We start from the raw sequence: 20,551 nt of genomic DNA, 5'->3' as shown, positions 1-20,551 counted from the left end.
TCAGTGCACCGAAAGATCGAGCAGCGGCCGCTGAGCGGCATTGCGCAGCCGTTCCGCGTGATACCGCGCGACACCATCCCAGGGATATTCGGCGAGGAAGTCGGCAATGCGCAGCAGCGCCGTTGCCGGCTCGCCGCACCTGATCGAATTGTAGACGGCTTCCCAGCGCGCGCAGAACGTCAGCTCCGCCTCGCCGCGCTCACCGCAGAGTTCATAGACCGTGATCGCGTCGGCAAAGCCCTTCGGCCGGATCTGGTCGACGCTGCGGAACGCGAACCTGTGTTCGGCGCGCGCCCGCACGGCCGCGCTGACCAGCACCTGCGTGCCGTAGTTCTTGTTGAGGCCTTCGAGACGCGAGGCCAGGTTGATGGTGGCGCCGAGTGCGGTGTAGTTCATGCGATCGGCGGAGCCGACGTTGCCGACCACGGCGTCGCCGAGATGCAGGCCGAACCTGGTGGCATAGGCCGGCCAGCCCTCGCTCCGGAAGGCGCGGTTCAGCTCGGCGTTGCGGTGCAGGCAGTCCAGCACGGCCTCGCAGGCATGGATGACGTGATCGGCATCGTCGTCCGGCGCGTTCCACAGCGCCATCACGGCATCACCGATGAACTTGTCGATCGTGCCATGGTGCTGCATGATCGCCTGCGACATCGCGGCAAAGTAGCGCGACGTGAAGATCATCACCTGCGACGGATCGGCCTTCTCCGTCTTCGCGGTGAAGTCGGCGACGTCGGTGAAGAGAACCGTGACTTCGCGCCTGACGCCGCCGAGCTGCAGCGAGGCGCCGGACTCCATCAGCTGACGCACGATCGGCTGCGGGATGAAGCTTGAGAAATTGCGCACCACGGTGCGCATCGTGAACACCGAGCGGCCCAACTCGTCGATCTCGTCGATCGCCGATTGCATGCGCGGCCGGTCGGCGAGCTGGAAGCGCTGGATCTCATCGGTCTGCCGCGCGAGCTCGCGCAGCGATCGGGCGAGCAGCGATCCGAGCCAGAATGCAAAGGGCAGCATCGCGACCACAAAGGCAAGCGCGATGGCGAACAGCGCGCGCCGCTCCGAGATGATCTTGGCAAAGAACTCATCGAGCGGGGCGATCACTGCAAGGCGGATATTGGCCGGCCCGGCCGTCTCGATGCGATGGAAGGCTGCAACCAGCGTCCGGCCGTCGCCGTCGGTGAAGAACTGCTGGGCGCCCCCTTCGCTGCGCCAGGACTGGATCGCCGCGGAAAGGCCGGGGAGCTTGATGGCGTCGATCCCGGGCAGCGCGTCGCTGCGCTCCGCCATCAGATCGCGCATCTCGGGGTGGCCGACGATGCGGTCGGCGTCGTTGAACAGGAAGGCCAGCCCCGACTTGCCGAGCTTCTGCCTGCTCAGCATCTCCTCGAGACGATTGAGCAGAAGATCGGCGGCCACCACCCCACGGCGGCCCTCCCTCAACGGCGTGCGCAGCGTGTAGCCCGGCTCGCCCGTCGCATAGAAGACATAGGGTCCGGTGAGCAGCGTCTTGCGATCCTTGAAGGCCTCGACATACCAGGGACGCTGCCGCGGGTCGTAGCGCTCCGGACCGGCGACCTCCGCGACCTGGATCAGGTTTTCCGACAGGAACAGCGTGACCGGCGCTGCCGCGGCCGCCCCGGTGCGGGCAATCACGACGACGCGATAGACCGCATCGGCGTCGACATTCAGGCCGCTGCGGAATTGCGGCTTGGCGCGATCGATGACATCCATCTCCAGGAACGAACCGTCTTCATATCCGACATAGAGATTGAAGATCTGCGGATTGTTGCGCAGCATCGAGGCCAACAGGCCGTAGAGCCTGGTGTTGTCGGCGATGTCGGCTTCCTGGATGGCCGGAAGCCCCGCCAGGATCTCGAGGCTGTCGCGCACGTTCTTGAACTGCGCGTCGATGCGGTCGGCGCCGAGCTGCCCGACCTTGTCGATGAAGGTGCTCGCGGCCATCCGCGTGATCGACGAGACCCGCCTGAAGCTGAGATAGACCAGCGTCAGTCCGACCACCAGCACCGCGGCGATGAACACCGTGATGATCGAGGTGCGGAAGCCGATCCGGACCGGCCGCCGGCTGGTCGCACGCGCGTCACTCATCCGGTCAGTCGTTCGCCTCCTAATATTTCCGCACGATCGGCTTCGCGGTCGGTGCAGCCGCCGGCGCGGCCGGCGAGAGCTGGAACGTTACCCACGCCGTCCATCCCTCCGGCCGGTTCTCGGCGGCAAAATCCTTGTAGCCTCTCAGATTGAGATAACCCTGGTAGCCTTCGGCGACCGGAAAGATGAAGCCGACCTGCGGGCCGATGCCGGCGACGCGCCCCTTGAAATCGCCGAGCTTGGCGCCGGCGCCGCTGTCTCCGGTGAGCTGCTGGAAATAGTATCCGGCGACACCGACATGCACATTCTTGGCGACGAACTTCGAAAGCCCCCAGTCGACGTGGAAGTCGATACCGTTCTGATACTGGAGATCCTTGTTCATTCCATTGTAGGTGACGCCCGCCAGCACCGAGAACTCCTGTCCGGATTCAGGATTGAGGTAGGTGTAGGCGCCGCCGACGTCGATCGCGGTGAATCCGAAGCTCAGATTGGCAAGGCGCGTGCTGTCATAGGTCCCGCTCGGAATGTTGCCGAAAACGTAGAACATCTCGTTGTTGACGCCCTGATTCCATTTCAGGGTGCCCTGATAGAACACGTCCGAAACCGTATTGCGGTTGTCGGTCGCCGTGCCCGAGATGCTGTTGCCGCGCGGGCCCGTCAGCGTCGCGTCGACGCCGACACCGACATTTCCGGGCGCGGCGAGGAACGTTATGGCCGCCTGTCCTCCAAGCACCGACTGGGCCCAGGTATAGGTGAACCCTTCCACCAGAACGTCGGCGTGCGCATTGAGACCTGCCACGACGGATCCGGGCACGCGATTGCCGATGACGAAATTCTTTCCCGCGCTGGCGCTCTGGTCGAGGTGAATGTAGATCGTCTCATACGCCCAGCCGGGCATCGCCGGCGCCGCCGTCAGGCTGGCGAACGAGCCGGGCAGCCAGAAGCTGACCCCGCCGGAATCGGCCAACGCTGTTCGCGGCGTTGCCGACAGCACGAGTGTGCCGATGATGCCGAATAACGCAAACTCGCGACGTTTGATCATGCCCATTTCGGTCTCCCCACTTTCGTTCAGGACATCGTAGCGGATTCGTATGCGCCTTAGTTGGCCTTCCTGACCGGCGGCGGCGTCCAGCTGCCATCCAGGGCCGCGCGCTGCGGCGAATAGAGCCGCATCGCGAGGTTGAATTCGCCCGCCGGCGCCGGCAGCCAGTTGGCTTCCCGCTCTGCGCCGGGGCTTTCGTTCTGGAGATAGATGTCGAGCGAGCCATCCGCGTTGAATTTGAGCTTGTCGCGATCGCCGAGCGCAAACCGGTTCAGCGCGTTCGGTGCCTGGAAGCCGTCCTTGTCGTAGAGCGTGACCGACCAGAAGGCATTAGCCGGCGGCAGCTTGCCCTTGTCGAAGTGCAGCACGTAGCGATTGGCGCCGCTGTAGGGCTTGCCGTCGCCATCCACGAACGACGCCGGATAGACCGCATCCTCGGGCAGATTGACGCCCAGCCCGATCAGCGCGGCCATCCCGCGGAGCTTGTAGGCGGTGCCATAGGTGCCGACGGTGCTGGTTTGATAGAACCAGCCGTTGACGTGAAGGCCGATGCCGGCGCCGCTCTTGCCCGACTGCTCCAGATCGGCAAGCGCATCCTTGGCGGCAGCGTTGATGGTCTTGACCAGCGCCGGGTCGAGCTTCGCGGCGTCGAACGGCTTGCCGGGCTCCAGGCCGATCTGTCGCATCCGGAACAGGATCGGATAGTCGTTGCCGTGCGGCGGATGTTTCGCCATCAGATCGGCCAATCGCCCGAGCACAGCAACGCCGTCCATCTTGTTGACCTGCACAAGCGGCGGCGTCTTGTCGTCGATCGCCGGATCGGTTGGCATGTCGACCGGGGGCGGACTGGTCTTGCCCCACTGACTGAGCGGCGTCAGTCTGTAGCCGTCCTGTACCTTGTGCACGTTGTCGTAGTCGGCGGGACCGTTCGTCTGCGTACGGCCGAGAATCCAGATTGTCGGCGTCGGCGCGACGATCTTGATCACCCCTTCGGGCAGCGTTCCGCTCCAGCCCGGCGCGACGAGTGCGAAATCTCCTGCCTTGGTTCCGGTCGTGCGCGAGCCGACGACGCTGAACACGTCGGTCCACATGTCCAGCATCGGCAGCAGGTAATAGCGCCCACCCGTGTCCGGCACCGACAGGATTCTCGGCTCCTGCGACAGGTCGAGCCAAGCGAACGAGTAGAGCGTATCGAAATTGTAGCGCACGACGTCCCGATCCACGGCGCGCGGATAGGTCCTTGCATGCGCAAACTGGTTGACCGGAGCACGCAGCGGGATCGTGGCCGCGTTGGGCACGTTGGTCGACTGACGCATGGACACGTCCATGGTGACGATCGGATAGGCGAAGACATAAGCGTCGCGCGCGATCTCGTACGCCTGCTGGTCGGAGATGCCCTGCGCGGAAGCGGGCACGCCCGGTGTCAGCCCCACTCCAAGGACTATCGATGCAAGTATTGATCTGATCATCGACGACTTCCTTCCCGCAGCTTCCAATTCAAACTCCGCCTCGACGATATCCGGCATCAGGAACCTCAGTTCACCGCCTGCGCCTCCGGGAATTTCCACTTGCCGTTCAGGATTTCCGCACGCGGCCGGTAGAGCCGGACGGTGTAGTTCCAGCCTTTGGTGATCGGCAGGCAGTTTGGGACCTTGCCGTCACAGCCTCCGAACTGGATCGCGATGGAGCCGTCAGGGCCCCTCGTGCCGGTGATGTTGTTCAGCGTATAGGCGTCGGCGGAATTCTTCTCGAAATATCCCTTGGCATTGTAGACGCTGATCGACCAGAACGCTTCGACCGGAACATCGCGGACGGTAAGCTTGTAGACCGTCGTGCCGTCGTTCCTGGTCGGCGTGACGCTCAGATAAGTGGCGTCCTTGTCGGGATTGCCGCCCCAACCGGCCGCAGTGCCGATCAAGTGCCTGACGGGATCGACCTGCCCCTTGGGTCCGAAGGCGTGGGCGAAGCCGCCGGTATGATCGTTCAGCGCCAGCAGCGCATCGCGAATGGCCTTCTGGCTGGCTGGGTCCCAGTTCGGAAGCTCGAGCTTGCCGGTCGCCTTCTGGCTGACCTTGATGGCATCCTGCAGCGCGTGCACCTGCGCGAGGTCCTTGGTGTCGTTCGGATCGACCAGCGTTCGAATCCCGACGACCGCATAGCGCGTGCCGACGTTGTCGCGCGTCAGGGTGCGCTTGCCGGCGCCATAGTACACGGCCGGCACATAATGATCCTCGTTGATCACTTGCAGCGACATGAAGCGCTTGCCCGGGTCCGGCATCGTGATGGTCACCGGCCCGGCATCGAGATCGAACACCCCTGACGTATAGAGCGTGTCGCGGTTGAGCCGGATCACGGTCTGATTGTCGATGCTGGCCGGCTCGCGGCGATGCTCGAGCTTTCCGAGGCCCACGCCCTTGGCGAGGTTGCCCAGATAAAGATCGGACTCGGCGCGGGCGAAGTTGTCGACCGTGACAGGCACTGGTGATTGCGCCCGTGCCGTGCCAATCGCGAGCAGGCTCGCGGTGAAAAGCGCTGCTGAAGTTCCTTTCATCGTCGTCATCTCGATCAATTCACCTTCTGCACTGCGGGCGGCGTCCATGTGCCGCCGGTGATGGCCGCCTTCGGCCAATAAGCGCGAACGTAGAGGGAGAAGTCGCCATCCTTCGGCGCCGGCAGCCAGTTGGCTTGCTTGTCCTTGTCCGGGGACGACGCCTGCACGTAAAGGGTCAGGGAGCCGTCGCTATTGTACTTGAGCGATTTGTTCTTGGTGCCGAGAGAGTAGCGTTCGAGCTCGTTCGGGGCGAAGAAATGATGCTCATTGTAGAGCGTCAACGACCAGAAGCCGTCGACCGGAGGTGTCTGATCCTTGGCGAAGGTGACAGCATAACTGTTCTTTCCGTTCAGCCTGTCGCCGGCAGCGTCGAGGTCCTGATAGAAGTACTTGGTCTCGTTGGGGGAGTTGACGAGGATGTTGGACCTCGCGACCGCGGTGCGGGTAAAGTAGTCGGTACCGAACGCGGCTTCGTTGGAAATCGTGCTCCAGTTGTGCGGAAGCTGCTCGCCATAGTTCCGGAACTGCAGCAGCGGCGTGACGAGCTTCTCCTCGGCCTCTTTCGCGCCTTCGACAAGGGCGGCCTTGATCCTGGGATTGTCCTTCGCTGCATTGACGACGGCCAGCATCTGGCCGTAGCGGGATTCTTCTCCCGGCAAGGGAGGCGCATCGGCGAGAATGGCGGGCAATTCATCGAAGAACTTTTCCGGGAAGACGAAGCGCGTCTCGGCCGCGCCCTTTTCCCCGGACGGAAGCACCTTCATCTTGCTCCAGTCGGCGCTCTTCATCACGCCGTCGTATTGCGACATCGGGTACATCATCACCAGCTTCAGGACGGGCTGGATGGCTTTCCTGTCCTCGGCCGTGTCGTCCTGAAAAATTCTTGGAGCGACGAAGCCGGTATCGGTCGGTGAACGGAATACCTTGGTGATGCCGCGCGGGACTTCACCCTTCCAGTTCGGGCCCACCAGGAGATAGAACCCCGGTGTCGTCGCATACATCTTGCCGAGTTGAACAAAGCTGTCGGTTCTCAGATCAACCATCTGATAGACCCAGAAGCGATCGCCGAAATCGGGGACCTGAACGACCACCGGTTCGATGTCGAGTGCCAGCGAGCCGGCCCCATAGACCACATCCTGATTGGGGCACGCGACGAGCCGTTCGTCGGGCGTGATGTAATTCGTCAACATCGCAACGGTGTTAAGCGGAGCGATCGGGACAGGACCCGACATCATCGGCTCCTTGACGTCCTTGAACGAGACGCGGCGATTGAAAATGTTCGCCATCGGCCAGCCCCAGAAGTAGGCATCCTTGCCGACATGCCTTGCATAATCCTCCGTGATCTTCACTCGCGTGTCTGGACCCATGGGCATGGCACGCGCCCAGTTCGGCGAAGGCGGCAGCGGTTGGGGATTCAGTTGGTCAGCCATGGCGAGCGTCACCTGAGACGCCGTCCCGAGAAGCAGCATGGTGAGCAGAAATCGGATCTTCACCGAACATCCCCTTGTTGCATCAACAACTGATTCTCGCCTTTCACTTCGTTGAACCGCCGACGGTGGTGGCGATCCGTTCTACATCGGGCAGCTTCCAGCCGTGATCGAACAACGGCTTCTCCGGACCGTAGAGGCGGAACAGCAATTCGAACTTGCGACTCGGATCGGTCGGCACCCAATTGGCTTCCCTGCCCTCAGGCGCCTTGGGGCCGAAAAAGACGTCGACCGAGCCGTCGGCATTCTTCTGGATGCCGTCGCTAATCGAGGCGCGGCTCGCACGCGGCATGTTGCGGACCAATGCGTGGGTCTCGCGGTCGTAGACGGTCGCCGACCAGTATTGCTTGACGGGCGCGTCGGCCGGTACGGTGAGGCGATAGGTGATGCCACCGTCGAGCGGCTGGCCGTCTTTGTCCTTGCTGACCATCAGATAGAACTGCGCGGTTCCGATCCGCTTGATGCCGGTGAAGCCGAGCGTGTAGGTCACCCCGCGCACGTCCACCGGATAGACATCGGGATCGGCGTAGCCGCCCTGCGCCGCTTTCACCATCTCCGGCATCGCCGCCGGAAACCAGCGGATGCCCGGATTGATGACCGGGAAGCCGGCGTCGTAGCGCTGCGACAGGAGCGCGTGGGCTTCGCGCGCAGCCTGCGCAAGGATATCCTCGGTCTTGCGGTCCGGATTGTACGGCTTGCCCTTCTCGATGCCGATCGTCTTGAGCTGATCGATCATCACCCGATCACGGTCGAGCCACGGCTCATTCTGCACCACGCGATCGAGATTGCGGTAGAAGCGGGCATCATACGGAATCGTCGCGTCGAACAGGACGTCGTAGGCATCGGTGAAATTGGTCGGCGGCGGACTTGCGGCCTGCGCTAGCGGATAGATCCTGATTTGCTTGCCATAGGCGACCGACTTGGCGATGTCGGCGTCCTTGTGACTGGCAAGGCTGGAGCGCAACAGCGCAAAGCCACTGAGCGTGTCTGATTGCAGCGCCAACGCGCCGGCCGGCAGTTCGCCCTTGTACCCGGGCGGCAGGATCACGTATTTGCCGCCCTGCCCCTTGTCGGCGCCTTCGGGACCGGCGTCTTCCAGCGGCATCTGCCATGCGGTGACGATGTTTCCGGCGATCGATCCGCCCTGAGCGGGCGGAATCTCGATCACGATAGGACCGTCCTTCACGTTCCAGAATGACATGAAATAGATCGAGTCCGGATTGGGCGTCAGCGTCTGGTTCTTCCAGTTCACCGGCTTCGACCAGTAGACGATCTCGTTTACCTTGGCCTTGGTGCTCGTGAGCATCGCCTGCAGCATCAGGTCGGTGTTGACGGCGGGCATCGCCCAGATCACGGCTTCGACCGCGCGGCGCTGAATGTTGCGCGCGGCAAGCTCTTCCGCCGAGGGCGTCTGTGCGCGCGCCGCAGTAGCCGCCAGCATCATGACGAGGGCTCCGAGGATCTTCCTTCTCATGCTGGCTCCCTCTCAGAACGGATTGACATAGTTTACGATCGCGACCTGCCGCAGGATCACGCGGCGCACGACGTGGGTCGGTTTCAGATGGTCGGTGTAGATCGCAGCCGTGCCGGTCGAGCCGGCAGGCAAGCGACCGGCGAAGGCGGCATCATCGAGCCTGACGCGCACGACGAACGGCACCGCCTCGATCGCCTTCGGCGCGACGGCCGTTCCCGAGGTCGTGACCTGGCCGGTCGCCACCGCCTGCAACACGCTCTCGACCTTGCCGGTGTAGATCTGTCCGGGCGCGAACTTGAAGGTCACCTCGACCTCCTGGCCCGGCGCGACATAGCGCGCATCGATCTGGTTGATCTCGACGCCGATGATGGTGTTCGAGGTATCGATGAACGCCATCACCGGCGACAGCGGCAGGTTCGCCACCCGCGCGCCCTTGCGCAGCGCAACGTTGGTGACGTAGCCATCGGCCGGCGCGCGGACAATTGTCTTGTCGCTATTCCACTGCGCGGCCTCGAGCTGACCAGTGAGCTGGTCGACCTCGGACTGGCGCTGCTCGACGTCGAAGCCGCGCCCGGCGTCGCGTTCATAGAGCGTCGTCATCTGCGCAAGCCGCGTCTTCGACAGATTCAGCTGCGCCGTGATCGCCTTGACCTGCGCATCAAACGGTGTCGGATCGATCTTGAAGAGGACGTCGCCGGCCTTGAGCGGCGCGTTGGCGGCGACGGGCACCTCGCTAACCTCGCCCGCGACGTCAGGCACGATCGAGACCGCGTTGCGCACCACCAGCGCGGGGCCCTGCGGCGCGCCCCAGCCCATCGGCACCAAGAGGCCGAACAGCAGCAGCACCAGCACGATGAAGGGCGACGCCTTCCAGAACAGGTTGAAGCGCACGATCTTGAAGTGCACCAGCAGGAACAGCAGCACCAGATAGGTGTTGAAGATCGCGACACCCATCACGCATCTCCCACCCGGCGCGGCGCCGGCACATCGACATAGGCCCAGATGAAGGCGACCGGCCACAGCGCGAAGCCGCAGATCAGGGTGATCCAGCCGGCGACCATCACCGCCTGCGCATAGGGGTGGTTGCGCGTCTTCGCGATATGCCCGGGCAGCCAGCCGGCGATGCAGAACACGCCGATCGCGCTGGCGATCAGGACGACAAGCACGATCCAGGCGAAGAAGTCGTAGCCGCTCATCGCTTGACCTCCCCGGCTGTGACCAAGGGTGGAAAGACCTCGTTCCAGTCCTGCTTCATGTCGACAACGGTCCAGCCGCCCGCGGATGCCGCATCGAGCGCCTTGTCGAGCCTGCCGATCTTCGAATCCCGATCGTAGGCATATTCACGGACAGCGTCGGTATGATGCACGATGCCGGCGAAGCGCGCGCCCGAACCTGCGACGGTCCATTGCAGCATCTGCAGGTCGCCATCCGAATTGCCGAACGCGAAGATCGGACGGCGGCCGATGAATCGGTTGATGCCGACCGGCTTGCCCGGGCCGTCATCGATGAACTCGACCCTGGCTTCCTTGATCAGCTCCGGCTTGCCGTCAGCGCGGACGTCGAACTTGACCACGCCGGACGATCCGACCACCTGCTCCGGCGGAATGCCGTAGACCCGCTCCATCCACGGCCGCATGAACTCGACGCCGCCCCCGGAGACGACAAAGGTCTTGAAGCCGTTGGCCCTGAGATAGGCCAGCAGCTCCAGCATCGGCTGGTAGACGAGGCTGTCATAATGGCGGTTGAAGCGTGGATGCCTCGCGCTCGCGAGCCAGTCGCGCACCAAGCTTGCGAACGCATCCGTCGTCATGCCGGCATGGGTGGCCGCCATGATCTGCAGCAGGCCCTTCTCTCCGGTGGCCGCAAGCGCCTTGGTGTCCTTCTCCAGAAGCGCCTTGAACGGCTGCCGCGTCTGCCAATCCGGATGCTCCGGCGCCATTGCCTTGACCCGATCGATCGCGAAGGCAAGCTGGAAATAGAACGGCCGCTCGGTCCACAGCGTGCCGTCATTGTCGAAGGTGGCGATGCGCTCGGCCGCCGGCACGAAGTCCGGGCCGCCCTGCTTCGTCACGCGCGCGACGAAATCGGTAATGGCCCGCTTGGGGGCGCCGTCGTTCCAGGAGGGTAACGGGTCCGTCTGAGCCAACGCGCCCGCGAGGCCTCCGATCGCAAGAACGATCGCCAGCGCCGGAGCCAGGACATATCGGACCGCGGATCGCAAGTTGACCTCCAGGTTTGGAGTTTGCATCGGCCGGCGGACGTGCCGGCGATGCAAGGGATCGCTATCTTGACCTCTGCTGAATCTGCTGATCGATCATCGTCCGCAGGTTGGCGCGAATGCGGTCAATGCTCTGCTGACGCGTCGCCTGCTTGGCGCGCTCCTCCTTGATGCCGTCGGTGACTTCGCCAATGATGGTGGACGGATTGAAGCTCGGCGGGAACGATCGTGGCGGAAATTCCTTGAGGCTGACGGCGAACACCGCCACCTCATCGATCATGCCGTAGACGCCGCCGACGTGATTGATGAACCAGTCCCAGTAGGTATTCGACGTGATGTCGGCGCGCTCGAACGGGTCCTGGTACAGATTGAATATCTTCTGCATGCGCAGGTTGGTGAAGGGCTCGGCCCAGACACCCATGGTACCCTGCAGGCGCTGCTCGGCGAGGACGTATTTGTAGTCGCCGGCGCGGATACCCACCAGCATCCCGTCATCGTCCGAGTAGAAGAACGTGCTGCGCGCGCTCTTGGTCCCGTTGTTGTTGGCCGCCGTTCCGCTCACATTACGCAGGAATTGCGACTGGTCGTAACCGTCGAGATGGACCTTGTAGTTGATGCCATTCGCGGTGTAGCCGGCCTTCAGCTTGCTGACGATGTCGGGCTCGCCGGCGATCGCGCAGAAGGTCGGGATCCAGTCGTTGTGGCTCATCAGCTCGTTGGTGACGGTGCCGGGCTTGATCACGCCGGGCCAGCGCACCAGGCAGGGCACGCGGAACGCGCCTTCCCAGTTGGTGTTTTTCTCGGACCGGAACCAGGTCATGGCACCATCGGGCCAGGTATTCATGTGCGGCCCGTTGTCGGTCGAATACATCACGATGGTGTCGTTCGCGATCCCCATGTCGTCGAGCGCCTTCAGGAGCGATCCGACCGTGTCGTCATGCTCCTGCATGCCATCGATATATTCGCTGTCGCCATGGGTATAGCGCCCGCGATGATCCTGGCGAACATGGGTGCGCAGATGCATGCGGGTTGCGTTGAACCAGCAGAAGAACGGCTTGCCCGCACCCTGCTGCCGCTTCATGAAGTCGATCGCCGCCGCCGACGTTTCATCGTCGATCGTCTCCATTCGCTTCTTGGTCAGTGCGCCGGTGTCCTCGATCGTCTGCTTGCCGATCTTGCCGAACCGGGGATCCTCGGTCGGATCGTCGCGATCCGTCGCCTTGCAGCGCAGCACGCCGCGCGGCCCGAACTTGGCGCGGTAGCCGGGATCCTTGGGATAGTCCGGCAGCTCCGGCTCCTCCTCGGCGTTGAGGTGATAGAGATTGCCGAAGAACTCGTCGAAGCCGTTCACGGTCGGCAACGACTCGTTGCGGTCGCCGACATGGTTCTTGCCGAACTGGCCGGTGGCATAGCCGAGATTCTTGAGCAGACCGCCGACCGACGGATCGAGCTGGCTCATCCCCATCGGCGCGCCGGGATAGCCGACCTTGCTCAACCCCGAGCGGATAATGTGCTGGCCGGTGAGGAACGCGGAACGGCCGGCCGTGCAGGATTGCTCACCATAGTAGTGCTGGAACTTGATGCCCTCGCGCGCCACGCGGTCGATGTTTGGCGTCTCGTACCCCATCAGGCCGTTCGAATAGGCGCTGATGTTGGCGATGCCGATGTCGTCGCCCCAGATCACGAGGATATTCGGCTTGCGGCCGGATGAAGCTGCCGGTGCGGGACTTGCCGCCGGCGCGGCTTTTTGCGCCTGCGCCAAGGCGTCGGATGTCAGCGCTGCCGCGGCTACGAGCGTGGACGTGCCCAGCAACAGATTGCGGCGGTCGATAGCCTGAGTCTTGCCGTTCGGCTTGTTGTCGTCGGCTTCGTTGCTCATATCAAACTCCCTACATTGCAAACGCCTTCGTTTCGGCGGGCGACAAGAAGAATGGAGAAGCAGGGTACGGAGCCTCAACCTGCGCTTTGATGCGGCCCAGCCGCTCGCTGGGCCGCTTCGTTTTCAGTTGTTGTTCGTTCCTCCGGTCGTCAGCTTGTCCATTACGTCGCCGACAGTGAAGCTCGCGGCCTTGGCACGAGGCGGAAACTCTTTGAAGCTTTCGATGTACTTGGCGACAATGGCCTGGGCCGGCACCAGAAGGAAAGCTCGGTGCGCGTGCCAGTCCGCGTAAAGGATGCTGGTAGGGCCGCGCTCGAACGGATCGGCCCGAAGATTGTACAGCATCGGCGCGCGCAGCTTGGTGAACTGTCCCATCCAGGGTCCGAGCGGCGCCTTGGGGTTCGTGTCGGTGTGCTGCTCCATGAAGGTGATCTTCCACTCCTTGACGCGGAGTGCCATCAGGTCACCATCGTCGCTCCAGTAGAGGAATTCCCGCCGCGGCGATTCCTTCTCGTCACCCTTGAGGAACGGAAGCAGATTGAATCCATCGAGGTGGACCTTGAAGCTTTTGCCGTTGAGCGTTGTACCCTTGGTGACCTTGTCGACCAGTTCCGGATCGCCGGCTGCCGCGGCGAAGGTCGGAATGAAGTCCTCATGCGCGCAGACGTCGTTGACGATCGTTCCCGGCTTGACGACCCCCGGCCATCGGATCAGGCAGGGAACGCGGAAAGCGCCTTCCCAATTGGTCGCCTTCTCGCCCTTGAACGGCGTTGTGCCGCCGTCCGGCCAGGTAAAAACTTCGGCGCCGTTGTCGGTGGTGTAGACCACGATCGTATTGTCAGCCGCGCCAAGGTCATCCAACAACTTGATGAGCTCGCCGACATGACTGTCGGTTTCGACCATGCCGTCCGGATAGAGGCCAAGGCCGGTCTTGCCCTGCGATTCCTTCTTCAAATGCGTGAAGATGTGCATCCGGGTCGTATTGAAGTAGCAGAACCATGGCGTGCCCGCGCGCTGCTGACGTCCGATGAAATCCTTTGCGGCGCCGAGGAATTCCGTATCGATGATTTCCATGCGCTTGGTGTCGAGCGGACCGGTGTTCTCGATCACCTGCTTACCGACACGACCGTAGGCGGCGTCTTCAGTAGGGTCGTCTCGATCGCTCGCCTTGCACTTCAACACCCCGCGCGGCCCGAACTTGGCACGAAAGCGCGGATCCTTCGGGTAGTCCGGGTTCTCCGGCTCCTCCTCGGCGTTGAGGTGATAGAGATTGCCGAAAAACTCATCAAAGCCGTGCACGGTCGGCAGATGCTCGTTGCGATCGCCGAGATGGTTCTTGCCGAACTGCCCCGTCGCATAACCGAATGTCTTTAGAACATCGGCGACGCTAGGGTCGAGCGGTCCGAGGCCGAGCGTGGCGCCGGGCAAGCCAACCTTGGTCAGCCCGGTGCGGATCGGCGATTGCCCGGTGATGAACGCTGCGCGACCTGCGGTGCAGCTCTGCTGGCCGTACCAATCGGTGAAGATCGCGCCTTCCCTTCCGATGCGGTCGATATTGGGCGTGCGATAGCCCATGATGCCCATGTTGTAGGCCGAGACGTTGAACCATCCGATATCGTCGCCCATGATGAAGAGGATATTCGGCTTGCGGCCGGATGGCGCTGAAGGCGCGGGACTTGCGGCCGGTGCGGCCTTCTGCGCCTGCGCCAAGGCGTCTGATGTCAGCGCTGCGGCGGCTACGAGCGTGGACGTGCCCAGCAACAGATTGCGGCGGTCGATAGGCTGGGTCTTGCCGTTCTGCTTGTTGTCTTTGGCTTCGTCACTCATCTCGAACTCCTACATTGAGAGGCCTTCACGTCGGTGGGTGAGAAACGGCGGGGGATGACCGCACCACGCAGCGGAAGCCGACATGGCTGGTCGAGGTGTCGACCGGCTCGGCGTGACGGGCGGCGGGGCGATAGCGGCGACAGTAATTCGGCGCGCAGAGATGCGAGCCGCCCTTCAGCACCTTGCGCGGAATCCTGATTGCGGGCTGGGAGGAATCGTAGCTCGCCTCCTCGCGGCCGCCGCGCGGGTTCTGCGGGATACAGCAGGGCTTGTTGGCGTCGGCCTCGTGGCGGGCGGACCACCAGTCGGCGGTCCACTCCCAGACATTGCCGATCATGTCGTAGACGCCATAGCCGTTCGGCGGGAACGCGGTCACCGGCGAGGTCCGGTCGAAGCCGTCCTCGCAGAGATTCTGTAGCGGGAAATTGCCCTGCCAGGTGTTGGCCATGTGCTTGCCGCCAGGCGTCAGGGCGTTGCCCCAGGCGTACTCCTCGCCTTCGAGCCCGCCGCGCGCCGCGAACTCCCACTCGGCTTCGGTCGGAAGCTCCTTGCCGGCCCATTTGGCGTAGGCGAGCGCGTCGGCATAGGCGACGTGGACGACCGGATGGCTGCCGAGCACGTTGATGTTGCTGCGCGGACCGTAGGGACGACGCCAACTCGCGCCCTTCATGAAGGTCCACCATTGGCTCCAGTCGCGCAGCGTGCTGACCCGGCGCGGCGGCTGAAACACCAGCGAGCCGGCGTACAGCATCTCCGGCAGCGCGCCGGGATATTGCGCGGGGTCGGGCGGCTGCTCGGCGATCGTGACGTGACCGGTCTCGCGCACGAATTCGCGGAATTGCGCGTTGGTCACCGGCGTGCGGTCGATCCAGAAGCCATCGACCGACGCCCGATGCGACGGCGCTTCCTCGGGATAATGATGGTCCGAGCCCATGCGGAATGTGCCGCCGGGAATCCAGACCATGTCGCCTTCGGTCTGGACGCCGTCATCCGGCTCTGGCTCGGCGGAGAAGATATCTGCGCGGAACATGACGCTGCACCCGTTCGCGTACTACCGCGGGCAATAGTCCCAGAAGCCCTGTGTTTTCGATGGATCGGTGTAGTACCAGCACATGCCCGCTGCCGGCGGCGCGCCGGCCCAGGCAGCTGCGCTCGCCGCCGTCACGAAGCCGACCGCAGCACCGGCCGCGATCGCGCCGCGACCGGCCAGCCGTACCAGCCGGGCCGCACCCAGCCTCCCGGCCGCGGTCCCGGGATCGGCCGTGGTCCGACCCAACGCGTGCCGCCGCCGTGCCAGCCGGGCCGAACGCCCGGGCGCACCACCGTCCGGCTACGATAGGCCACCGCCCCGCCACGCGGACCGACCGCGACGCCGCCGCGGTGTACGACCGCGCGCACCTGCACAACGTCGCCGCTCGCCTGTTGTTTGAGGATCGGCAGCGAAGCGGAGGAACCGATGTTGAGCGCCGATGCCGGACCTGCCTGTGCCGCAAGCGCGGTGATTCCAAACACCGCCGCGCGGAAAATCTTGCTGAAGATCGCAGCTTCTCGTTGTTGTTGCTCTTGGTGACCGAACTTCATGCTTGATCGCATTGTCGCGCCCTTCCAATTTTCTGTGCTGCTCGCTTCGGCAGCATTGATCCGTCAGGCCTTCTTCCCTTTCTCTTCTGTCGTCATCTATGTGCACCTTAACGTGCACAGCCGTTCTCACGGCCCGTGAACGGTTCCACCGGACGTTGTCACGAGCTGATTTCGCTTCGAGATCAAACGATAGCGCAACGCGCCTTACGTGTGATGTGCAGTCTGTGCCAATCTCAGGTACGCGGCGTGCAGCCTTAACGAAAACTGTCCCAACTCCGTCAATCCGATGCTGACGCCGGAATTGCTTTCTCGAAAAAACAAGCGAAAATCCGCGGCATTGCGAATTCACATCTCGATCTCGCCATGCGAATCAAACCAACATTGGCAATGTTGTCGCGCGGCACAAGTTCGTACTGACTTCAAGCACTTGGCCTCAGTGGACCGATCGCGCTATAGTTGTGAACGTGGATATGGGCAAGCACCTCTCGGTTAGCACCGGCGAGCTTGACGGCTTCGAAGGACTCCACGACGCCGTCAAAGGTTCGCATGTCGAAGTCATGCAGCTCGAGCGCGGCAAGCTGCGCGGCACTTTGTCCCACGTCGGGATCGGCGATTTTTCGCTCAGCATCGGCGCGTTCAATGTCGGGGTCCGCACCCAGCGCACGTCCGCCGACGACAAGCTGATCATCGGCATGCTGCTTCATGCGACCGACCGCGTCACCCATTGGGCGTTCGACATGCAGCCGGCCGACGTGCTGGTGATCCCTCCGTCGGTCGAGCATGACGGGGTGTTTCACCGGGCCTCGTCCTATGCGGCGATTCGCTTCGACATGGCCGATCTTCCCGACCTGTTCGGCGGCGAGCCGCGGCTCGCCGATGCCGCGACATGGCAGGCGAAGAACCACTTTCGCGCCGACCCCGCCATCGGCATGAGCGCCGCCGACCGGCTGCCGCAGATCATCGCGCATCTTGCCCGGTATCCGGACGCGCTGTCGGAGGCGTCGGCCGAATTCTGGAAGCGCGCGATCATCGACTGCGTGACCGCGACGGTCGTCACGTCGCTGCCGCCAGACGGAACGAGCTATCTGCCGTCGGCGATGAAGCTGGTGCGCGACGTCGAGGACTATCTGCACGCCGCGGGCGCCCGCCCGGTCCATGTCTCGGAAATCTGCACCGAGCTCCGGCTGTCGCGGCGCAGCCTGCACCGCGCCTTCCATGAGGTGTTCGGCGTCGGCCCGGTGACGTTCCTGCGCTACAAGCGGCTCTGCATGATCCGTTCGATCCTGCGCGAGAGCAGGCCGGAGCAGACCACCGTTTCCAAGGTTGCGATCGAACAGGGCTTCATCGAGCTCGGGCGCTTCTCGCAGTACTACCGCGCGATGTTCGGAGAATACCCGTCGCAGACGCTTGGCTACGCCGGCTAGAACGAACCGGCCTCAGCGCCTGCGCGCGCTCATTTCGATCGCCCCGGATCGCCATTGCCGGACAGCACCTGCGCGGCGCCGCCGACGCCGCGGCGGAAGGCTTCATCGAAGGTGACGCCGCGGAACTGCCATTTGTAGTCCCGGCCGTGCCAGGCCATCCGCCATTGCGTGGCCCAGCCGAGATCCTTGTCGTCCCAGACCAGTCGCCCGACCAGGGTGGCCTCGCCACCCTGCGGCGCGACGATCGGGGCAAGCTTCGCCGGCTGCGTCTTCAAGAGCTCGGCCGCGGTGACGCCGGCGCTGGTCAGCGCGGAAGCGGCTGGCAGCACGAAGCGCATGCCGCGCTTGCCGGCCGCGGCCGCGAGCGCGTCGCGCTGCAAGTCGGACTGCGTGCCGTCTGATGTGACGATATAATCCTTCGGGCCGTGCAGCATCTCGACGAAGACGCCGAGCACCGGCCGCTGCGATCGCCACGCTTGAGGCCGAGCCTGGCGAGAATGCCGTCGATCTTGGTCTCGTCGAACGCCACCGTCAGGTCGTAGGGCCGGTCGCGGGTGCCCTGCTCGTCATGATGCGGCTTGCCGGCATACTGGTCGTGATAGTCGAAGCTGCTGACGAACTCTTTGGCCCTGGATTTATAGCCTGCGAGCCGGCGGTCGCTTGCCAGCATCGGCTGGCCGGAGACCTTGATCAGGACGTCCTCCAGGCATGCACCGAAGCCGATGATGCGGTTCGGTTCGCCCTGGCCGGTGACGACGGTCTGCGCGCGATAGAGGCTGTCGTCGGCAACCGCCATCGTGATGCCGCAACAAATCAATGCAGCGGCGAGCAGCATACGAACCACGCAGCGTGCGAAGGTGGCGATCGGATCGCGCTTCGTCTCAAGCAAGGCAGCCATCGTCACCTCCGCCCGGTTGCATCATCGCCAGCTCAGATTGGCGGTATTTTTCGGCACCGCCAAGTTGTTCGGGCATGGGCCATTCCATCGGCCGCACCGCGCTATGGCCACGCGCGGCAGCCATGACATATGCTCGGTGCATGTGCGGCAGCGCCGGAAGCGCTGCCCAGGACAACAACATCCAGGAGACGTCCCGTGAAATGCTATGAGTTGCAAGGCCCCGGCGGCGTCGATGCGCTTGCGCTGGTCGACAAGCCGGTTCCGCAGGCCGGTCCGGGCGAAGTGCTGGTGCGGCTGAAGGCGGCGACGCTGAACTATCGCGACCTGCTCACGGTCAAGGGCGGCTACGGCTCGCGCCAGAAATTTCCGCTGGTACCGGTCTCCGACGGCGCCGGCGTCGTCGAGTCGGTCGGCCCCGGAGTCAAGAGCTTCGCGCCCGGCGACCGCGTGACCGGCAGTTTCTTCGAAAGCTGGCTCGGCGGCGAGCCGAGCGAGGCGCGGATGCGCGCAGCGCTCGGCGGCAGCGTCGACGGCGTGCTGACCGAATACCGCGTCTTCCCGGCGCACGCGCTGGTGCGCACGCCGGACCATCTGAGCGACATCGAGGCTGCGGCGCTGCCATGCGCCGGCCTCACGGCGTGGAGCGCGGTGGTCAAGCTCGGCGACATCAAGCCGGGACAGACGGTGCTGACCCAGGGCACCGGCGGCGTCTCGCTGTTCGCGCTGCAATTCGCCAAGATGTGCGGCGCCCGCGTCATCGCCACCTCTTCCAGCGATACCAAGATCGCGCGGCTGAAACAACTCGGCGCCGATGTCACGCTCAACTACAAGACCACGCCCGACTGGGGCAAGAAGGCGCGCGAGCTGACCGGGCGCGGCGTCGATCTGGTCGTCGAGGTCGGCGGCGTCGGCACGCTGAACGAGTCGATCCGCGCAACCAGAATCGGCGGCACGATCGCCTTCATCGGCGTGCTCGCAGGTCCTGCCTCCTCCGACAGCCGGCTGCCGCTGATGGTGATGCAGCAGCAACGCCTGCAGGGCGTCACCGTCGGTTCGATCGAGGATCTGCAGGCGCTGTGCGACGGCATCAGCATGCATGGCGTCAAGCCTGTCGTCGACAAGGTGTTCGCGTTCGACCAGGTCAAGGATGCGTTCGCCCACATGGCGAGCGGCGCGCATTTCGGCAAGATCGCGATTGCGATCGGCTAGTATCGGCGCGGCCAAGCCCTAGCGCCCCGTGAACTGGGCCTTGCGCTTCTCGACGAAGGCCTTGCGGCCTTCCTGCGCGTCGACGGTTTCCCGGATCACCTGCTGCAGCTCGATCTCGCGACGGAACTGTTCGGCATAGCTCGCGTGCTCGCTCTCCTCGAGCAGCTGCCGCGTCGCGACCAGCGCGCGCGTCGGGCCGTCGGCGAGGCGGCCGGCGAGCACTCTTGCCTCGTCGAGCAGCCTTGCGTCATCGACGACGTCGCGCACCAGGCCCCACTCCTTGGCCCGCTCGGCCGGCAGCGGCTCGTTCAGCAGCATCAGGTCGAGCGCGCGCTGGCGGCCGATCAGGCGCGGCAACAGCCAGGTCGAGCCGAGATCGGGCACCAGGCCGATCCGGCTGAACACCTGGATGAAGCTTGCCGAGCGCGCGGCCAGGATGATGTCGCCGGACATCGCAAGGCTGAAGCCGCCGCCGGCTGCGACGCCGTTGACCGCGACCACCACCGGCATCTGGCACTCGCGCAAGGCCTTCATCGCCGGCCAATAGTGCTTCATCACGCCGAGATAGATATTGTCGCCGAGCGAATTGAACGCCTTCAGGTTCTGCCCGGAGCAGAAACCGCGCCCCTCCCCGGTCAGGATCAGGGCGCGAATACCGGGTTCGACCCCCATCTCGCCGATCGCACGGGCGAGATCGCCGAGCAGTTCCGGCGTCATCGCGTTCAGGCTGTCGGGATCGTTCAGCGTCAGGATGCCGACCTTGCCGTCCCGCTCGCGCTTCACACTGCTCATTTTCCGCTCCCTGAAATTGGTTCTTGTTGTTGCACTGACAGTGCCATGCCTGACATGCTACGCCAA

The 20,551-nt window shown here is 63.9% G+C and carries 18 protein-coding genes; 2 read left to right on the top strand and 16 right to left on the bottom strand.

Going from position 1 to position 20,551, the window contains the following annotated elements; translation table 11 throughout:
- From ALC15_RS07420 to ALC15_RS45985, 13 genes are all read right to left on the bottom strand, one after another.
- Entirely contained in the window at nt 1-2,103 is a 2,103-nt protein-coding gene (locus ALC15_RS07420) for an adenylate/guanylate cyclase domain-containing protein (protein WP_050626668.1), read from the bottom strand.
- A 19-nt stretch (nt 2,104-2,122) separates the two neighbouring features.
- The gene (locus ALC15_RS07415; RefSeq protein ID WP_347336277.1) at nt 2,123-3,151 is read right to left on the bottom strand and encodes a SphA family protein; all 1,029 of its coding nucleotides are present in this window, start codon (nt 3,149-3,151) and stop codon (nt 2,123-2,125) included.
- Nucleotides 3,152-3,201: 50 nt separating this feature from the next.
- Nucleotides 3,202-4,578 (bottom strand): DUF1254 domain-containing protein, encoded by a 1,377-nt coding sequence (locus ALC15_RS07410; protein WP_244485981.1) that lies wholly within the window; start codon nt 4,576-4,578, stop codon nt 3,202-3,204.
- A gap of 101 nt (nt 4,579-4,679) precedes the next feature.
- Nucleotides 4,680-5,696 carry a DUF1254 domain-containing protein gene (locus ALC15_RS07405; protein ID WP_050626759.1) on the bottom strand — a complete coding sequence of 339 codons (1,017 nt, stop codon included), beginning with the start codon at nt 5,694-5,696 and terminating at the stop codon, nt 4,680-4,682.
- A 14-nt stretch (nt 5,697-5,710) separates the two neighbouring features.
- Nucleotides 5,711-7,138, bottom strand: coding sequence for a DUF1254 domain-containing protein (locus tag ALC15_RS07400; RefSeq protein ID WP_244485980.1), 1,428 nt, complete (start codon nt 7,136-7,138; stop codon nt 5,711-5,713).
- A 91-nt stretch (nt 7,139-7,229) separates the two neighbouring features.
- Nucleotides 7,230-8,657, bottom strand: coding sequence for a DUF1254 domain-containing protein (locus ALC15_RS07395; RefSeq protein ID WP_050626667.1), 1,428 nt, complete (start codon nt 8,655-8,657; stop codon nt 7,230-7,232).
- Nucleotides 8,658-8,669: 12 nt separating this feature from the next.
- Entirely contained in the window at nt 8,670-9,611 is a 942-nt protein-coding gene (locus ALC15_RS07390) for an HlyD family secretion protein (protein WP_050626666.1), read from the bottom strand.
- Entirely contained in the window at nt 9,611-9,853 is a 243-nt protein-coding gene (locus ALC15_RS07385; RefSeq protein WP_050626665.1) for a DUF3302 domain-containing protein, read from the bottom strand. The genes ALC15_RS07390 and ALC15_RS07385 overlap by 1 nt, the downstream gene beginning before the upstream one ends.
- The gene (locus ALC15_RS07380) at nt 9,850-10,905 is read right to left on the bottom strand and encodes an HAD family hydrolase (protein WP_094193743.1); all 1,056 of its coding nucleotides are present in this window, start codon (nt 10,903-10,905) and stop codon (nt 9,850-9,852) included. Before ALC15_RS07380 ends, ALC15_RS07385 begins: the two co-directional genes overlap by 4 nt.
- A gap of 34 nt (nt 10,906-10,939) precedes the next feature.
- Nucleotides 10,940-12,754, bottom strand: coding sequence for a sulfatase-like hydrolase/transferase (locus ALC15_RS07375; protein ID WP_050626664.1), 1,815 nt, complete (start codon nt 12,752-12,754; stop codon nt 10,940-10,942).
- Nucleotides 12,755-12,877: 123 nt separating this feature from the next.
- On the bottom strand, nt 12,878-14,581 hold the full coding sequence (locus ALC15_RS07370; protein WP_050626663.1) for an arylsulfatase: 1,704 nt from the start codon (nt 14,579-14,581) through the stop codon (nt 12,878-12,880).
- Nucleotides 14,582-14,606: 25 nt separating this feature from the next.
- Nucleotides 14,607-15,611, bottom strand: coding sequence for a formylglycine-generating enzyme family protein (locus ALC15_RS07365; RefSeq protein WP_050626662.1), 1,005 nt, complete (start codon nt 15,609-15,611; stop codon nt 14,607-14,609).
- A 131-nt stretch (nt 15,612-15,742) separates the two neighbouring features.
- On the bottom strand, nt 15,743-16,174 hold the full coding sequence (locus ALC15_RS45985; RefSeq protein ID WP_430649145.1) for a hypothetical protein: 432 nt from the start codon (nt 16,172-16,174) through the stop codon (nt 15,743-15,745).
- A 458-nt stretch (nt 16,175-16,632) separates the two neighbouring features.
- Between ALC15_RS45985 and ALC15_RS07355 the strand changes: the two genes are divergently transcribed.
- Nucleotides 16,633-17,586, top strand: coding sequence for a helix-turn-helix domain-containing protein (locus ALC15_RS07355; RefSeq protein ID WP_050626660.1), 954 nt, complete (start codon nt 16,633-16,635; stop codon nt 17,584-17,586).
- A 29-nt stretch (nt 17,587-17,615) separates the two neighbouring features.
- Here ALC15_RS07355 and ALC15_RS48155 read toward each other — a convergent pair whose 3' ends face one another.
- The gene (locus tag ALC15_RS48155; protein WP_488240839.1) at nt 17,616-17,915 is read right to left on the bottom strand and encodes a hypothetical protein; all 300 of its coding nucleotides are present in this window, start codon (nt 17,913-17,915) and stop codon (nt 17,616-17,618) included.
- Nucleotides 17,891-18,484 carry a hypothetical protein gene (locus ALC15_RS48150; protein ID WP_488240838.1) on the bottom strand — a complete coding sequence of 198 codons (594 nt, stop codon included), beginning with the start codon at nt 18,482-18,484 and terminating at the stop codon, nt 17,891-17,893. The genes ALC15_RS48155 and ALC15_RS48150 overlap by 25 nt, the downstream gene beginning before the upstream one ends.
- 195 nt (nt 18,485-18,679) lie before the next feature.
- Here ALC15_RS48150 and ALC15_RS07345 point away from each other — a divergent pair, with 195 nt between their 5' ends.
- Nucleotides 18,680-19,693: a zinc-dependent alcohol dehydrogenase family protein gene (locus tag ALC15_RS07345; RefSeq protein WP_050626659.1), complete on the top strand. Its 1,014-nt coding sequence runs from the start codon at nt 18,680-18,682 to the stop codon at nt 19,691-19,693.
- Nucleotides 19,694-19,711: 18 nt separating this feature from the next.
- On the opposite strand, the gene ALC15_RS07340 is transcribed toward ALC15_RS07345, so the two are convergent.
- On the bottom strand, nt 19,712-20,485 hold the full coding sequence (locus ALC15_RS07340; RefSeq protein WP_050626658.1) for an enoyl-CoA hydratase-related protein: 774 nt from the start codon (nt 20,483-20,485) through the stop codon (nt 19,712-19,714).
- Between the last annotated feature and the right edge of the window lie 66 nt (nt 20,486-20,551).

The sequence above is a fragment of the Bradyrhizobium viridifuturi genome (assembly GCF_001238275.1).
Classification (GTDB): Bacteria; Pseudomonadota; Alphaproteobacteria; order Rhizobiales; family Xanthobacteraceae; genus Bradyrhizobium; species Bradyrhizobium viridifuturi.
The sequence above is the reverse complement of the archived record's forward strand: the minus strand, read 5'-3'. Positions and strand labels throughout refer to the sequence as shown.

Excerpts from the sequence above, each read along its gene's own strand:
- ALC15_RS07355 (WP_050626660.1), top strand. The coding sequence starts at position 16,633 with ATGGGCAAGCACCTCTCGGTTAGCACCGGCGAGCTTGACGGCTTCGAA.
- ALC15_RS07405 (WP_050626759.1), bottom strand. The coding sequence starts at position 5,696 with ATGAAAGGAACTTCAGCAGCGCTTTTCACCGCGAGCCTGCTCGCGATT.
- ALC15_RS07375 (WP_050626664.1), bottom strand. The coding sequence starts at position 12,754 with ATGAGCAACGAAGCCGACGACAACAAGCCGAACGGCAAGACTCAGGCT.
- ALC15_RS07420 (WP_050626668.1), bottom strand. The coding sequence starts at position 2,103 with ATGAGTGACGCGCGTGCGACCAGCCGGCGGCCGGTCCGGATCGGCTTC.
- ALC15_RS07365 (WP_050626662.1), bottom strand. The coding sequence starts at position 15,611 with ATGTTCCGCGCAGATATCTTCTCCGCCGAGCCAGAGCCGGATGACGGC.
- ALC15_RS07340 (WP_050626658.1), bottom strand. The coding sequence starts at position 20,485 with ATGAGCAGTGTGAAGCGCGAGCGGGACGGCAAGGTCGGCATCCTGACG.
- ALC15_RS45985 (WP_430649145.1), bottom strand. The coding sequence starts at position 16,174 with ATGCGATCAAGCATGAAGTTCGGTCACCAAGAGCAACAACAACGAGAA.
- ALC15_RS07390 (WP_050626666.1), bottom strand. The coding sequence starts at position 9,611 with ATGGGTGTCGCGATCTTCAACACCTATCTGGTGCTGCTGTTCCTGCTG.
- ALC15_RS07395 (WP_050626667.1), bottom strand. The coding sequence starts at position 8,657 with ATGAGAAGGAAGATCCTCGGAGCCCTCGTCATGATGCTGGCGGCTACT.
- ALC15_RS07415 (WP_347336277.1), bottom strand. The coding sequence starts at position 3,151 with ATGGGCATGATCAAACGTCGCGAGTTTGCGTTATTCGGCATCATCGGC.
- ALC15_RS07385 (WP_050626665.1), bottom strand. The coding sequence starts at position 9,853 with ATGAGCGGCTACGACTTCTTCGCCTGGATCGTGCTTGTCGTCCTGATC.
- ALC15_RS48150 (WP_488240838.1), bottom strand. The coding sequence starts at position 18,484 with ATGGCTGCCTTGCTTGAGACGAAGCGCGATCCGATCGCCACCTTCGCA.
- ALC15_RS07380 (WP_094193743.1), bottom strand. The coding sequence starts at position 10,905 with ATGCAAACTCCAAACCTGGAGGTCAACTTGCGATCCGCGGTCCGATAT.
- ALC15_RS07370 (WP_050626663.1), bottom strand. The coding sequence starts at position 14,581 with ATGAGTGACGAAGCCAAAGACAACAAGCAGAACGGCAAGACCCAGCCT.